We start from the raw sequence: 16259 nt of genomic DNA, 5'->3' as shown, positions 1-16259 counted from the left end.
CAGATTAACGTTAGCCAGCCACGGCCATGCCAACGGTCATATGCAGGCCGTAGAACACGCCACGGCCAATCAACTCACCGGCAAAGACTAACACAAAGCCCAAGGTCAACCCCATTACACTGGCGTTACCACGGCGTAACTGCGGGCAAATCCAGCAACCCAGGCCGACAACCAGCAATACCAGTCGCCAAACCATCAACTGACCATATTCCGGGATCAGTGCAGATGCCTGCTGTACCGAGCTGCTGATGGTGGCCAGCTCACTGCCTTGCAACAGCGCCGAGCATAGGCTAAGCAACAATGCCAACACGCTGAGCATCATCAGTTGGCCACGGCCAGCCACTTCCAGGCCAACCGCACGCAACAGCAACACGCCCAACAGCGGGCCACCGATCAACACCGACAGGAAGAAGTTCAGCGTCGTATAGCCGTTATGCCAAGTTGGTACGGTATCGATCTGATAAACGCGCGTCATGGCGTAGACAAACAGCAGGCCCAGCACCATGGTGACCACCAGCCAGACTTTGCCCAACGCCGGTGGCATTTTTTTCAGCACTGCCAGCAGCCAATAGAGGCCGCCAACCGCAAAAAATACCGAACCGCTGGCAATTTCATTACTCAGCGCCGATTCACCAATGCGGTTTAACGAGTTGAATGCCCTGATCGGCGTCCCTAGGTGCAGCACGGAAGCGATAAAGGCGATCCCCATCAGCAACCACAGGAAAAACATAGAACCGTGTACCGCCTTGCTCTGGCGATCGGTCAGATTACCGGCGATCAACGCCAGCCCCATAACAATAATGCCGCCCACCACAAACTGACCTAATACGGTGAACACCATCAGCGGCCATTCATGCCATCCCGTTCCCATTTTAAACCTCCTTCGGATTAGCCAGATGGCCGGTAGTGTCACCACTCGGGCGGCTGTTGGCGTTAGGTTTCAGTACGATGCACGGTTTGGTGAAATGCGCGGCCGGTAACGGTGCCACTTGCGCCAGGGTGCCATATTGTTTACGCAGTTCGTCGATCGGGCCAAAGTCCAAGGCACGCAGCGGGCAAGACTCGACACAAATCGGCTTGTGGCCAACGGCGACACGCTCATAACAGCCGTCGCACTTGGTCATGTGCCCTTTCGCTTCGTTGTACTGCGGTGCGCCGTATGGGCAGGCCATATGGCAGTAGCGACAGCCGATGCATACCTCTTCGTTCACCACCACAAAGCCGTCTTCACGCTTGTGCATGGCACCGCTCGGACACACCTTGGTACAAGCCGGGTCTTCGCAGTGGTTACAGGCGATCGACAGATAATAGGCAAACACATTCTGGTGCCAGCTATCGCCGTCCTGCTGCCAATCCCCCCCGGCATACTCATAGATACGGCGGAAACTGACGTCTGGGGTCAGGTTTTTATAGTCTTTGCAGGCCAGCTCGCAGGTTTTGCAGCCGGTGCAACGACTTGAATCAATGTAGAATCCATATTGCGTAGTCATCAGCTACTCCTTAAAGTTTGGCGACCTGGACCAGATTGGTGTGAGAAGGGTTACCCTTGGCCAGTGGCGATGGGCGCTGGGTGGTCAGCACGTTGATACTGCCTGCGTGATCGATACGGCTACCGTCCGGCGCATACCAGGCTCCTTCGCCCATAGCGACCACGCCCGGCAACATGCGCGGCGTCACCTTGGCATTGATACGTACCTCACCCCGATCGTTGTAGATGCGGATAAGGTCGCCATTGGCGATCCCGCGGGATTGCGCATCGATCGGGTTGATCCACATTTCCTGGCGGCAGGCGGCTTTCAGCACGTCAACGTTGCCGTAGGTGGAGTGAGTTCTGGCCTTGTAGTGGAAACCGGTCATCATCAACGGATATTTCCCGCTTAACGGATCGTCAAGACTTTCAAAACCGGCCGCATACACCGGTAGCGGATGGATCACATCGTCCTTTTCCAGTTCCCAGGTAGCCGCCAGCTCCGCAAGTTGAGCGGAATAAATCTCGATCTTGCCGGAAGGCGTGCTCAGCGGGTTGGCCTGAGGATTATCGCGGAAACCTTTGTAGGCCACGTAATGGCCATCCGGATCGCGCTGTTTGAAGATCCCTTGCTTAAGGAACTGCTCAAACTCCAGCAGTGCCGGAATAGCCTCACGAGATTGCTGGTAAAGATGACGCAGCCATTCTTCCTGGGTACGTCCTTCGGTAAACTCCTGCTCGACGCCCATACGACGAGCGAGCTCGCTGGTCATCTCATAGATGTTTTTGCATTCAAACTTCGGCTTGATGGCCTGGTCGGCAAAGATAACGTAGCCCATATTGCCGCTTGAGGCATCCAGGCAGAAATCCATCTGCTCGGAGGCCGTGCAGTCCGGCAATACCAGATCGGCATACTTCGCCGATGAGGTCATGTGGTTATCGATCACCACGATCATCTCGCACTTCTTGTCATCTTGCAGAATGTCGTGGGTGCGGTTGATTTCCGAATGTTGGTTGATCAGGCAGTTACTGGCGTAGTTCCAGATAAATTTGATCGGCACATCCAGTTTGTCCTTGCCCTGTACGCCGTCGCGCTTGGCGGTCATTTCCGGCCCACGCAGAATGGCATCGGTCCACAGGAACATGGAGATACTGGTTTTCACCGGATTTTCCAGCGTCGGCATGCGGACAAACGGTAGATCGTAAGAGCCTTCACGCGCACCGGAGTTACCACCATGAACCCCGACGTTACCAGTAAGGATCGGCAACATGGCAATGGCGCGAGAGGTCAACTCGCCGTTGGCATGACGCTGCGGCCCCCAGCCCTGAGAAATAAATGCCGGCTTGGTGCTGCCAATTTCGCGCGCCAGTTTGATGATACGGTCAACCGGAATACCGGTAATCTTCGACGCCCAGGCAGGCGTTTTCTCAATGCCATCGTCACCCTGGCCCAGAATATAGGCTTTATAGTGGCCATTGGCCGGAGCCCCAGCAGGCAACGTCTTTTCGTCGTAACCGACGCAGTATTTATCCAGGAACGGCTGATCGACCAAATTCTCGTTGATCAGTACATGCGCCAACCCGGCAACCAGTGCCGCATCGGTGCCTGGACGAATTGGGATCCACTCGTCCTCCCTGCCCGCTGCGGTATCGGTGTAGCGCGGGTCGATCACAATCATGCGGGCATTCGAACGCTCACGCGCCTGCTCCAGCAGATAAGTGACCCCACCGCCGCTCATGCGGGTTTCGCCTGGGTTATTGCCAAACAACACCACCAGCTTGCTGTTTTCGATATCTGTCGGGCTGTTACCGTCTGCCCAACCGCCGTAGGTGTAATTCAACCCCATGGCGATCTGCGCGGTACTGTAGTCACCATAGTGGTTCAGATAACCGCCGCAGCAGTTCATCAGACGAGCAATCAACGTAGAACCTGGCGGCCATGAACGGGTGATCGTGCCACCTAAGGTGCCGGTGCCGTAGTTCAAATAGATGGCTTCATTGCCATAGTCTTTGATGATGCGCTTCATGTTATCGGCGATGAGCGTGTAGGCCTCATCCCAACTGATGCGCTTGAATTTGCCTTCGCCCCGTTTGCCGACGCGCAACATCGGATATTTCAGACGGTCTGGGTTATACACGCGACGGCGCATAGAGCGCCCACGCAGGCAGGCACGGACCTGATGTAGCTCTTCATAAACATCGTTACCGGTATTATCGGTTTCGACATACTTGATCTCGCCGTCAACCACGTGCATCCGCAGTGGGCAACGGCTGCCGCAGTTTACGGTACAGGCACTCCACACCACTTTTTCTGCGGGTTTGGCAAGGGTTGGCGCTGGTGAGCTTTCGGCACTGGCACGACGGCTGAAAGGCAGGGATACTCCGCCAACGGCAAGGGCAAGCCCGCCAATGGCGCTGTTTTTAACCAGCTTTCGCCTGGAGCACTGAAAGCCGGTTAGAGGTTTTTTGGGGGACTCGCTCATAATATTTCGCTCTGGGTTGCTTCAATCAGCCAGGGGTATGGCTTAAAAAATCTGCAATCACCTCTGCAGATCGGTTTTATACAGCAGGTAATCGAATTTTTATTGTGACCTGCTCTAAGCGGAACTATCCTCCAAAAGAGGTAGTTCCGCTTTGTTCACAATCAATAAATAGTTGATATAACAGCCTTTATTGATAATGATTGTTATTTCACACCTTTTCGATCTCGATCAGATTGGTATGTTGCGGATTGCCTTTCGCCAGCGGCGATGGCCGATGGGTAGTCAGCGTATTCATGCAGGCACCGTGATCGATACGATCGCCGTTCATATTGGCCTGATGCCAGGCACCCTGCCCCATTGCTACTACGCCCGGCATGATGCGTGGCGTCACCTTCGCGGCCACACGCACTTCACCACGGCCATTAAAGACTCGCACCGCTTCACCACTGGCAATGCCGCGCTGGCTGGCATCCAGTGGGTTGATCCACACTTCCTGCGGGCAGGCAGCCTGCAAGACGTCGATATTGCCGTAGCTGGAGTGAGTCCGAGCCTTGTAGTGGAAACCGAACATTTGCAACGGATAGGTGTTACGCAACGGATCATCCCAACCTTCAAAGGTTGAGGCATAAACCGGCAGCGGGCTGATGGTTTCGTCTTTCTCCAACTCCCAGCTGCTGGCAATTTCAGCCAACTTGGCAGAATAGATTTCGATCTTGCCTGAAGGTGTTTTCAGCGGGTTGCTGGTGGGATCGTCACGGAATTTCTTATAAGCCACAAAGTGCCCATTGGGATCTTTGCGCTTGTAGATCCCGATGCTGCGCAAGGCTTCGTACGACGGTAACTGAGGATCCTTCTCCAGCATCTTGGCATAAAGGTATTGCAGCCACTGCTCCTGGGTACGCCCCTCGGTGAATTTCTGGTGTACCTCTGGCCCCAGGCGGCGCGCCACCTCGCTCATCACTTCATAGATGGGTTTACGTTCAAACTTGGCAGAGGTGGCTGGCTGGATAAAGATCAGGTAGCCCATATTGCCAGCGTAGTCGTTTGGAATAATGTCTTCCTGCTCAACCGTCATCAGATCCGGCAGCAGAATATCGGCGTATTTCGCCGAGGAGGTCATAAAGTTTTCCAGCACCACGATCATTTCGCACTGGGAGTCATCCTGCAGAATATCGTGGGTTTTATTGATATCGGAGTGCTGGTTGGTGATGGTGTTACCGGCATAGTTCCAGATGAACTTGATCGGCACATCCAGCTTGTCTTTGCCGCGCACCCCATCGCGCTTGGCGGTCATTTCCGGGCCACGAGCGATGGCATCGGTCCAGCTGAAGCAGGAAATCTGCGTTTTTACCGGGTTTTCCAGCACTGGCATGCGTTCGATGGTAATGGTGTAGGTGGACTCACGCGCACCGCTGTTACCGCCGCTGATCCCCACGTTTCCCGTCAGGATTGGTAGCATGGCAATGGCACGTGACGTCAGTTCACCGTTAGCCTGGCGCTGTGGCCCCCAACCTTGCGAGATATAGGCCGGTTTGGTACTGCCAATCTCACGCGCCAGCTTGATGATACGATCGACCGGAATGCCAGTGATCTGGGATGCCCACTGTGGGGTTTTCTCTACACCATCCTGGCCTTGGCCCAGGATGTAAGCCTTGTAGTGGCCATTGGCAGGAGCTCCGGCGGGCATGGTTTTCTCATCGTAACCCACGCAATATTTATCCAGGAACGGTTGGTCTACGAGATCCTCGCTGATCAGCACGTGCGCCAATCCGGCGACCAGTGCCGCATCGGTGCCAGGCCGGATAGGGATCCACTCATCTTCCCGCCCGGCTGCCGTATCCGTATAGCGCGGATCGATGACGATCATGCGCGCGTTTGAACGTTCCCGAGCCTGCTCCAGGAAGTAGGTGATGCCACCACCGCTCATGCGGGTTTCTGCCGGGTTGTTGCCGAACAGGACGACCAGCTTGCTGTTCTCGATATCCGAGGTACTGTTGCCGTCGTTGCTGCCGTAGGTATAAGGCATCGCGCAGGAAATCTGGGCGGTGCTGTAGGTGCCATAGTGGCTGAGAAAACCGCCATAACAGTTCATCAGGCGAGCAACCAACGAGGCATAAGGTGAGGAGCGGGTAATATTGCCACCGACAATACCGGAGGTGTAGTTGATATAAACCGCTTCATTGCCGTATTTGGCGACGATACGTTGCAAACTGCCGGCAATTTCGCTGTAAGCCTCTTCCCAGCTGATGCGCTTGAATTTGCCTTCGCCACGTTTACCGACGCGTTTCATTGGGTAATTCAAACGTTCCGGATGATTCATGCGCCGACGCATGGAACGGCCACGCAAACAGGCACGTACCTGATGATTGCCGTAGACATCATCACCCGTATTGTCCGTCTCTACCCAGTAAACTTCGTCATCACGCACGTGTAGCCGCAACGCACAGCGGCTGCCGCAGTTGACCGAGCAGGCCCCCCACACCACTTTATCCTGCGGCGCGGGTTGCACGGCGGCTCCGACAGTCTCAGCTACTGCATGACGGCTGAAAGGCAACGACAAACCGCCAGCGGCCAGCGTCAGCCCAGCTACCGTGCCGGATTTCATCAGTGTGCGGCGGCTGATACCGGTGGATAATGGTGTTGCAGGTGTTGGCTTCGACATAGCTCACTCCAGGTTTTGCCCTAATCACGGGAAAAGTCATGCCTTGGCTAGCAGGCAGAGACAGGAGGAAGCTGAATTAGCGTAGGAATATCCCCTCCATGGGTGAGGATATTACTCAAAAGGGAGTAGGAAACTTTGTCTGCTGTCAATAAACAGCGCTTTCATTCGTAAATGAAAATTATTCAAACGAAAAAAAAGCGCCCGTAGGCGCTTTCGATAGAACGTGAGGCTGATTACCCGATATATTCCAGGCCGCCCATATAAGGACGCAATACCTCTGGAACTTGAATACGGCCATCCGCCTGTTGGTAGTTTTCCAGCACCGCAACCAGGGTACGGCCCACAGCCAATCCAGATCCGTTCAGAGTGTGAACCAGACGCGGTTTCTTCTCTGTCTTGCTGCGGCAACGCGCCTGCATACGACGAGCCTGGAAATCCCCCATGTTGGAACAGGAAGAGATCTCACGGTAGGTATTCTGCGCAGGCAGCCACACTTCCAGATCGTAGGTTTTGCAGGAGCCAAACCCGATATCGCCGGTGCACAGCAGCACTTTGCGGTAGGGCAGATTCAACAGCTGCAACACTTTCTCTGCATGGCCGGTCAACTCTTCCAGCGCATTCATCGAATCTTCCGGACGCACGATCTGGACCATTTCGACCTTGTCGAACTGGTGCATACGGATCAGACCACGCGTATCGCGGCCGTAAGAACCGGCTTCCGAACGGAAGCATGGCGTATGCGCGGTCATCTTCAACGGCAGATCTTCTTCATCGAGGATCTCGTCACGTACCAGGTTGGTCACTGGCACTTCCGCCGTTGGGATCAGCGCATAGGTGCTGGTTTCTGATTCTTCTTCCAGCGGTTTGGTGTGGAACAGATCTTCACCAAACTTCGGCAACTGGCCGGTACCGTACAACGTGGCATGGTTCACCAGATATGGCACGTAGGTTTCCAGATAGCCGTGCTTTTCCGTGTGCAGATCCAGCATAAACTGGGCCAGCGCACGGTGCATGCGAGCCATTTGACCTTTCATCACCACAAAACGTGCACCGGTCAGTTTCACCGCAGCGGCAAAATCCAATCCACCGGCCATTTCGCCCAGCTCAACGTGATCGCGTACCGGGAAATCGTACTGACGTGGCTCGCCCCAGCGGCAGATTTCCAGGTTTTCGCTATCGTCTTTGCCATCTGGCACCGCGTCGTCTGGCACGTTTGGCATTTGCAGCACGTAATCACGGATCTCGTTCTGTAGCTTATCCAGTGCAGCCTTGGCAGCATCCAGCTTGTCACCCAGTTCGTTCACTTCGCTACGCAGCGGCTCGATATCTTCACCACGCGCTTTGGCCGCGCCGATGGATTTCGATCGGGAGTTACGTTCTGCCTGCAGTGTCTCAGTTTCTACTTGCAGAACCTTACGGCGCTCTTCTTGCGAACGCAGCAGATCCAGATCGAGTTTAAAGCCTCTACGAGCCAGTTTTACGGCGACTGCGTCTAGCTCATTACGCAGCAGATTGGGATCGAGCATGCTAATCCTGTGCTTGTTGTTATTGAAAGAGAAATTAGGTTTTACACGGTAACGGTATAGCCGCATAAAAGAAGTGTGATACCTGCTAACCTTACCGCAACGGCAACGCTAGCGGTAGCGTTTTGTCTGGCTATTTTGATCCTGCTCAGCCAGCCATGCCAACTTTTCACCGATTTTGCCTTCCAGCCCGCGCGAGGTTGGATGATAGTAGCGTGTGGTGGCCATTTCTGCCGGAAAATAGCTCTCTCCGGCCGCGTAGGCGTTGGGTTCGTCATGGGCATAGCGGTATTCCGCGCCCAGCCCCATTTCTTTCATCAGCTTGGTCGGGGCATTACGCAGATGTTCCGGTACGTCATAGTCCGCCATTTCTTTAGCATCGCGCATTGCGGCCTTAAAGGCGGTATAGACGGCGTTGCTTTTTGGCGCACAGGCCAGGTAGACGATCGCTTGTGCGATGGCGCGTTCACCTTCCGCAGGGCCAACGCGGGTGAAGCAATCCCAAGCGGCTATCGCTACTTGCATGCCGCGCGGATCGGCGTTGCCGACGTCTTCGGAAGCAATTGCCAGCAAGCGGCGCGCCACGTACAGCGGATCGCCACCAGCGGTAATAATACGCGCATACCAGTACAAAGCCGCATCCGGTGCCGAACCACGTACCGATTTATGCAGCGCCGAAATCAGATCGTAATAGCGATCGCCTTTGTTATCGAAGCGCGCGCTGCGTTCGCCAGAGACCTCTTTAAGCAACTCCGGGGTTAATACCCGCATGCCCTTGCCGTCGATTTCAGCCATATCGGCCATCATCTCCAGGCTGTTCAAGGCGCGGCGGGCATCGCCACCCACCAGTTCCGACAACATGCGCCTGGTTTCTGCTGGCAACTCGATGTTTTGATCGCCAAAACCACGTGCCTTGTCTTCCATCGCCTGATCCAGCACCTGACCGATGTCATCCGCCGTCAGCGCTTTGAGCAGATACACTCGCGCCCGGGACAGCAACGCCGAGTTCAGCTCAAAAGATGGGTTTTCCGTCGTGGCACCGATAAAGGTAATGGTGCCGTCTTCGATATGCGGTAGGAAGGCATCCTGCTGGCTTTTGTTGAAACGGTGGACTTCGTCAACAAACAGGATGGTACGGCGACCAGCATCGCGGTTTTGCCGGGCGCGCTCGATAGCTTCGCGGATCTCCTTGATGCCGGAAGTTACCGCCGAGATACGCTCAACATCGGCCCGGCCATAGCGACCAATCAACTCTGCCAGCGTCGTTTTCCCGGTTCCCGGTGGCCCCCACAGGATCATCGAGTGCAGTTGCCCAGCCTCGATGGCGCGTGGCAACGGCTTGCCCGGGGCCAGCAAATGCTGCTGGCCAATGTATTGCGCCAGCGTGGTTGGCCGCATACGCGCGGCCAGGGGCTGGAACTCATTGTGGGAAAAATCGAGTGACATGTTACTCACGTAGACCTCACTGGCGCTGGTCGTCCAGCGTCACCCCCTTCGGTGGGGTAAATTTGAATTTGGCAGCATCAACGCTGCTGCTCTGCTGGCTCTTCAACTGATAGGCGCTGCGCTGGCCATCCTGCTCAACCGCGGTAAAGCTCTTGATGGTGCCGCTATTGGTTACGCTAATGGCAAACTGCTTCAGATTGCCGCTGCTGGCCTTGGGTGTCAGTTCGAAGTCATCCCCTTTCTGCTTCACGTTGTACTGTTTCCAGTCGTTAGCATCGTTACGGGTGATCAGCATAAACGGCGTATTGCCGGTGGCATTTTTCAGCCAGGTGGCCGTCACCTGCTCAACGAACGGGTTGTAGAACCACAGGGTTTCACCGTCCGAAACCAGCACGCTCTCATCGGGTGAGGTCATATGCCAGTTAAACAGGTTCGGGCGTTTTACCCATAATTCGCCTTCCCCTTGCTGCACCGTAGCACCGTCGCTACTAGTGACCGATTGGGAGAAGCTGGCATGGAAACTGTTTACTTTCGCCAGACGACCTTGCAAATCTTGCGCGGCATCCGCCAACACGGAAGTAGACGCGAATCCCGAAAGCAGACAACAGGCAATCAACAGTTTTTTCATTATTCCAGATACCTTATGAAATGCGGTTACCGCAAGCTGGGTCAATATAACCCTGAACACCTCCACTCTACCCGAAGCACTTGGCCGACAACCAGAGCACAATTCCGATAAAGCAGGGGTTTACGCTTCTTTGCACAAGGGCCGCTAAGCGGCCCTTTTATTATTTTACACTGCCATGGCGATCAATCGTGCCGTGGCGGGGCCAGAACCTCACGGTTACCGTTATGCCCCTGCTCACTGACAATGCCCTGCGCTTCCATCTGCTCGATGATACGCGCGGCACGGTTGTAGCCAATGCGGAACTGACGCTGTACGCCGGAAATCGAGGCGCGGCGTTTATCCACCACAAACTCGACCGCCTGATCAAACAGCGGATCCAGCTCTTCATCGCCATCCAGACCACCGCTTGCGCCACCCTCACCGTCTTCACCGGCGCTGAGAATGCCCTCTTTGTACTGCGGCCGCTCACGCGCTTTCCAGTCTTTGACTACGGCATGAACTTCCTGATCGCGCACAAACGCCCCGTGTACACGCACCGGTATCGAAGAGTTCGGCGCCAGATACAGCATGTCCCCCATTCCCAGCAGGGATTCTGCACCGCCCTGATCGAGAATGGTACGGGAGTCGATCTTGCTCGAGACGGTAAAAGCGATGCGCGTCGGGATGTTGGCCTTGATCAAACCGGTGATCACGTCCACCGAAGGACGCTGCGTTGCCAGCACCAGGTGGATACCGGCAGCACGCGCTTTCTGTGCCAGACGGGCAATCAGTTCTTCAACTTTTTTACCCACCGTCATGATCAGATCGGCAAACTCATCCACCATCACCACGATGTATGGTTCTTTTTCCAATACCGGCGGCGTGATATCCATGCTGTCGCTTGGCTTCCAGAACGGATCCGGGATCGGCCGCCCCATGGCCTCGGCCTGATCGACACGCTCGTTGTAGCCCGCCAGGTTACGCACCCCCAAAGCAGACATCAGCTTATAGCGGCGTTCCATTTCGGCCACGCACCAACGCAATGCATTGGCGGCGTCTTTCATATCGGTAACCACATCGGTCAATAGGTGTGGAATGCCTTCATAGACCGACAGTTCCAGCATTTTCGGGTCGATCATGATAAAGCGCACTTCTTTTGGCGTGGCTTTATACAGGATGCTGAGGATCATGGCATTGACCCCGACCGACTTACCGGAACCGGTGGTACCGGCCACCAGCAGATGCGGCATTTTACCCAGATCGGCGACCACAGGTTGGCCCGCGATATCTTTACCCAATACGATCGCCAAAGGCGATGGATTGTCGCGGAAGGCCGGGCAATCCAGCACTTCGCGCAGATACACGGTTTGGCGCTTGACGTTCGGCAATTCCAGACCGACGTAAGGCTTACCAGGGATCACCTCTACCACACGCACGGCGGAAGTTGATAAGGAACGGGCCAGATCGCGCGACAGGTTCGAGATACGCGCAGCCTTGACGCCAGGAGCCAAGTCCAGTTCAAAGCGAGTAATGACCGGGCCAGGCAGAATATCGACCACATCAGCCTTGACGCGGTAATCCGCCAGGCTGGCTTCCACCAGCCGTGCTTTCTGCTCCAGCGCAAAGGTATCGACCGGTTCGACCTCTTTCGGGGCCTCGGTCAACAGATCCAGCGTTGGCAGTGGCGTTGTCGGCTTCTGCAACGGCATGTCATTACGCATCAGGAACGGATGGATCAGGCTGTCCATCGCCGGCGCTGGCGGTTGCTGCTGAGCCGGTGGCTGATAAGCCTGTTGCGGCTGGTAGGTAGGCGGAGTCGGCGGACGCGGAGCCTGATAGGCGGGCACCTCAGGCTCAAACTGCCCGAAAGGCACGTCATCTTCCAGCTCGCTTTCCTGCTCAATGCTGTCTTCAAGCTGTGGCGACAGGGTAAACAGCGGCTCGGTTGGGCCGTCATCCACCAGATCTGCCATCGGCGAGAAGCTGTAGGCCTGACGGGTATCCACCGAATGCGTCACCGGGACTGGTTCTGGCTCAGGCTGCGGTGTTTCTACGCCATAGCGTGCCTGCTGTTGCGCGGCAAATGCCTGGCCAAGTTCGGCCTCACGCAACGCATCTTCGTCATCCAGTGGAGATTCGTCTTGCGGGAACTCTTCGCCGTAGCGTTGGCTTTGCTGTTCGGCAAAGGCCTGGCGCAACGCGGCTTCCTGCAAGGCTTCATCTTCTTCCTGCGGATGGCTGACTGGCTCTGGCAAAGGCTCATCGCCACGGTTACGCTGCTCCTGCTTCGCGATCCGCTGTGAAGGCAGCTTGATGCCGTAGGAGGCCAGTTCGCGCCGGGTAGGAATGCGTACCGGATTTGGCCGTGGCAGTTCTGGACCGATGCCCTGCTTAACCTGCGAACCCGCATCGCTGGTGGCAGTAAACGCCGGCATGAAGGTGTTGTTTACCGCGCCAGCGGTTGCGGTAGCTGCGGCAATTGCCGCTGGCTTCACAGCTTCTGTGGCGCTGAAGCCGGTAGAACCCATGACATCGTCGCTATCCCGCTGAGCCGCAGAGAAATCAAACGGTGACGGCTCCGGTTTTGCTGCAACGGGGGTCTGCCAATCACCCAGGCGCGGCTCACGTTCTTCACGATAAGGCTCCACCACGCGTGTCGTTCTCGGTGCCGGCGTTTCTTCTGGCACTTCAAACGAATACAGCGGCGGTGTGTCTTGTGGCTGCGCAGGGGTTAATGAATGTTGATTGATGGAAGCAGGCGCTACCGGGGCCACGGTGACAGGAGCCTGAACGGCCGCTTTCGGCATCACCGGGATATCGCTAACGACCGGAGTGGATTCGGCTAGCGGGATTTCATCATCGCTGGCACGCAAACCGCTCAATAAAGGATCGGCGGCATCTTGTGCGGCTTCCTCGGCGGTTTCGGTCACGGAAGGCGCAGAGAACAACACGTCGTTCTCTTCTTCGGCCAAAGCAGCGGTTGTCTGTTGTTGGCCGCTTTCCTCACGATCATCGAGCACGATGTCATCATCGTCGTGATAGCGGTCTTCACGGCGTGAACGGTTGGTCATAAAGGTAGCGACTCCCAGTACCACGCCACCAATTTTTTCCGCAATCACCAGCCACGACCAGCCGGTGAACAGGGTCAACCCCACGGCCCAAATGCCAAGCAGCGCCAACGTGGCGCCAATACCGTTAAACCACGGCAACATGGCATTGCTCAACAGGCTGCCAATCACCCCGCCGGAAGCGAAGTAATAGAGATCGTCAACGTTCAACGCGGCCAGGCCACACGAGGTAAGCACCAGCGCCAACGTACCGATCAAACGCAACGAAAGTCCGAAGAAATCGACGTACTCGCCGTTATCGCGCCGACGGTAACCCGACAAGCACAACACCAGCATAATCGGCGGGATCGCATAGGCAAGGACCCCAAAGGTGAAGAACAACGTGTCGGCCAACCATGCGCCTACGCCGCCGCCCAGATTGTGGATCGGCTCATGCCAGGCAGTTTGCGACCAACTGGGATCGGAAGGATTGAAACTGACCAACGCAGCCATGAGGTAAACGGCAAAAATGGCCACCACGATCAACACAGCCTCGAGCAAACGCCGCCCACTGCTGAGTTTTTTCAGGGTAACTTCTTTATCTTCTGTGTATTCCTGGCTCAAGAAAGGCACTCCAGGTTCCTGTTGACGGATAGAGTAACAGCGCCGGGAATCTTCCCCGGCGCCAAAACTGTATGAATAAACAGGAGTGTAACGAATTTAATCAGGTTTTGCACCTGCACCTTACCGTGTTTTGATAACCAGACGGTTACTCTGTTTCACTTCTTCCATCACGACGTAAGTACGGGTGTCATTAACCCCCGGTAAACGCAACAGAGTTTCGCCTAACAGCTTACGGTAAGCTGACATATCTGGCACACGGGTTTTCAACAGATAGTCGAAATCACCGGAAACCAGATGACACTCCTGGATTTCTTCAAGTTTTTGCACCGCTGAGTTGAATTGCTCAAACACGTCTGGCGCACCGCGGTTCAGCGTGATTTCCACGAAGACCAGCAAGGATGCATCCAGATAATGCGGGTTAAGCAATGCGGTATACCCATGAATAAAGCCTTGACGCTCAAGACGGCGCACACGCTCCAAACAAGGGGTTGGGGATAACCCCACGCGCTTCGAAAGTTCGACGTTCGAAATGCGCCCATCCTTCTGCAACTCATTGAGGATGTTGCGATCGATACGGTCGAGATCTTTACCCGGGCGTTTTTTAGTATCTACCATTATTATTGTCTCTCTTATGTTCTTCCCTGCACTTGCCACACCCTAGCCAACGTCAATGTGCAAGGATTTGTTCCAAGCGAAGACCCGATGCCTGTGTTTAGCGGTTCATTCCCCTGCGGGGAACAAGATGCGTATTACCAACCGCCCTTGTGCTTCGTCACTACCATCTTCCGCCGTTGCCCAGCCTGTCTGTCACCTCCGGGCCACGAATTCAAATGATTTACGTTGAGATAGCCATCAACCTGCGCCAGGGCAAACGCACCCTCACCCATCGCCACCCGGCAATGTTCTGCCTCGGTGACGAAAATGCCTACGATTTGCTGCTGGCACGGGGTTAATTTCTTCTTCCTATGATGTTTTCGCAAATGCGCAGCGGATTGTCAAAGTAAAAGAAGTAAAATCAGTAGAACGTACCGCCAGCAAAACTGGGCACCTGATTTTTTGTTAGGAATTTACCCCATTCAAAACCGCGCAGTTACCCACATAAACCCAACAAAAAACGCATTTTTAACCTATTGCTGTACAAAATTTTCGCTGCCGGAGCCCCACCCTGGCAGGCGATAAAAGCTCGGCTCATAGGTCCAGGTTATCAAACAAATCGGTAACAACATCCGCTGGCGCTTTTTTTACTGCCGCATTTTCCCTACAATCGGGTCCATTGTCCGCCATTGTGGGAAACGAGGTTATTCATGGGCACGGCTAAACATAGCAAATTATTGATCCTGGGCTCTGGCCCGGCTGGCTACACCGCAGCGGTTTATGCCGCACGCGCCAACCTGAACCCGGTATTGATCACCGGCATGGAGCAAGGCGGTCAGTTGACCACCACTACCGAAGTCGAGAACTGGCCAGGCGATGCCGAAGGCTTGACCGGCCCGGCACTGATGGAACGCATGCGCGAGCACGCGGAAAAGTTCGACACCCAGATCGTGTTTGACCATATCAACAGCGTCGACCTACAGAACCGCCCTTTCCGCCTGATCGGTGACAGCGGCGAATATACCTGTGACGCTTTGATCATCGCTACCGGCGCATCAGCTCGCTATTTAGGCCTGCCATCGGAAGAAGCGTTCAAAGGCAAAGGGGTTTCCGCCTGCGCCACCTGTGATGGTTTCTTCTATCGCAACCAGAAGGTCGCCGTGGTGGGTGGGGGTAACACCGCCGTGGAAGAAGCGCTATATCTGTCAAACATCGCCTCCGAAGTTCATCTGGTGCACCGCCGTGACAGCTTCCGCAGCGAGAAGATCCTGATCAATCGCCTGATGGAAAAAGTGAAGAACGGCAACATCGTTCTGCACACCGACTGCACGCTGGACGAAGTGTTGGGCGATCAGATGGGCGTCACCGGGATGCGCTTGCGCAGCACCAAAGACGCTGAGCAGACCAAAGAGCTAGAGCTTGCTGGCGTGTTTATCGCCATCGGCCACAGCCCGAACACCGCAATCTTCGGTGGCCAGCTTGAGCTGGAAAACGGCTATATCAAGGTGCAGTCCGGTATTCACGGTAACGCGACCCAGACCTCCATTCCGGGTGTATTTGCCGCAGGCGACGTGATGGATCATATTTACCGCCAGGCGATCACCTCCGCCGGAACGGGCTGTATGGCCGCACTGGATGCCGAGCGCTATCTCGACGGCATCGCGCAGGCAGAATGCAAATAACTTAACTGCAAACGGGCGCAGCATGCAGGTTCGCTACGTAGCGAACCTGCTGATAAAGCTTCAGCAGTAGTAAGGCGGCCAATTGGCCGCCTTATTTTTATCCCCCCGCAGTTAAACGTTCAA

11 protein-coding genes are annotated in these 16259 nt (G+C 55.3%); 2 read left to right on the top strand and 9 right to left on the bottom strand.

What is annotated here, in order from left to right:
* Window positions 1–10 precede the first annotated feature (10 nt).
* The 9 genes from U869_RS0113745 to lrp all read right to left on the bottom strand — a co-directional run bounded on the left by U869_RS0113745 (window position 11) and on the right by lrp (window position 14475).
* The gene (locus U869_RS0113745; protein ID WP_025119373.1) at window positions 11–871 is read right to left on the bottom strand and encodes a dimethyl sulfoxide reductase anchor subunit family protein; all 861 of its coding nucleotides are present in this window, start codon (window positions 869–871) and stop codon (window positions 11–13) included.
* A gap of 1 nt (window position 872) precedes the next feature.
* Window positions 873–1490 carry a DMSO/selenate family reductase complex B subunit gene (locus U869_RS0113740; protein WP_025119372.1) on the bottom strand — a complete coding sequence of 206 codons (618 nt, stop codon included), beginning with the start codon at window positions 1488–1490 and terminating at the stop codon, window positions 873–875.
* Between the two features lie 10 nt (window positions 1491–1500).
* Entirely contained in the window at window positions 1501–3951 is a 2451-nt protein-coding gene (gene dmsA / locus U869_RS0113735; RefSeq protein WP_025119371.1) for a dimethylsulfoxide reductase subunit A, read from the bottom strand.
* A gap of 208 nt (window positions 3952–4159) precedes the next feature.
* Complete coding sequence (gene ynfE / locus U869_RS0113730) at window positions 4160–6613, bottom strand: selenate/tellurate reductase subunit YnfE (protein WP_025119370.1); 2454 nt, start codon at window positions 6611–6613, stop codon at window positions 4160–4162.
* A gap of 233 nt (window positions 6614–6846) precedes the next feature.
* Window positions 6847–8139: a serine--tRNA ligase gene (gene serS / locus U869_RS0113725; RefSeq protein WP_025119369.1), complete on the bottom strand. Its 1293-nt coding sequence runs from the start codon at window positions 8137–8139 to the stop codon at window positions 6847–6849.
* 108 nt (window positions 8140–8247) lie between these two features.
* Window positions 8248–9591, bottom strand: a complete 1344-nt coding sequence (locus tag U869_RS0113720; protein ID WP_025119368.1) for a replication-associated recombination protein A — start codon at window positions 9589–9591, stop codon at window positions 8248–8250.
* 7 nt (window positions 9592–9598) lie between these two features.
* Window positions 9599–10210 carry an outer membrane lipoprotein chaperone LolA gene (gene lolA, locus U869_RS0113715; RefSeq protein ID WP_025119367.1) on the bottom strand — a complete coding sequence of 204 codons (612 nt, stop codon included), beginning with the start codon at window positions 10208–10210 and terminating at the stop codon, window positions 9599–9601.
* A gap of 182 nt (window positions 10211–10392) precedes the next feature.
* Window positions 10393–13860: a DNA translocase FtsK 4TM domain-containing protein gene (locus U869_RS0113710; RefSeq protein ID WP_025119366.1), complete on the bottom strand. Its 3468-nt coding sequence runs from the start codon at window positions 13858–13860 to the stop codon at window positions 10393–10395.
* Between the two features lie 120 nt (window positions 13861–13980).
* Window positions 13981–14475: a leucine-responsive transcriptional regulator Lrp gene (lrp, locus tag U869_RS0113705; RefSeq protein ID WP_021804943.1), complete on the bottom strand. Its 495-nt coding sequence runs from the start codon at window positions 14473–14475 to the stop codon at window positions 13981–13983.
* Window positions 14476–14690: 215 nt separating this feature from the next.
* On the opposite strand from lrp, the gene U869_RS32775 reads away from it, so the two are divergent.
* On the top strand, window positions 14691–14813 hold the full coding sequence (locus U869_RS32775; protein ID WP_255329449.1) for a hypothetical protein: 123 nt from the start codon (window positions 14691–14693) through the stop codon (window positions 14811–14813).
* A 351-nt stretch (window positions 14814–15164) separates the two neighbouring features.
* Window positions 15165–16136 carry a thioredoxin-disulfide reductase gene (gene trxB / locus U869_RS0113695; protein ID WP_025119365.1) on the top strand — a complete coding sequence of 324 codons (972 nt, stop codon included), beginning with the start codon at window positions 15165–15167 and terminating at the stop codon, window positions 16134–16136.
* Window positions 16137–16259 lie beyond the last annotated feature (123 nt).

Origin of the sequence: Serratia sp. H1w (assembly GCF_000633355.1) — a bacterium.
GTDB lineage: Bacteria > Pseudomonadota > Gammaproteobacteria > Enterobacterales > Enterobacteriaceae > Chania.
This window is presented reverse-complemented; position numbering and strand designations above follow the sequence as displayed.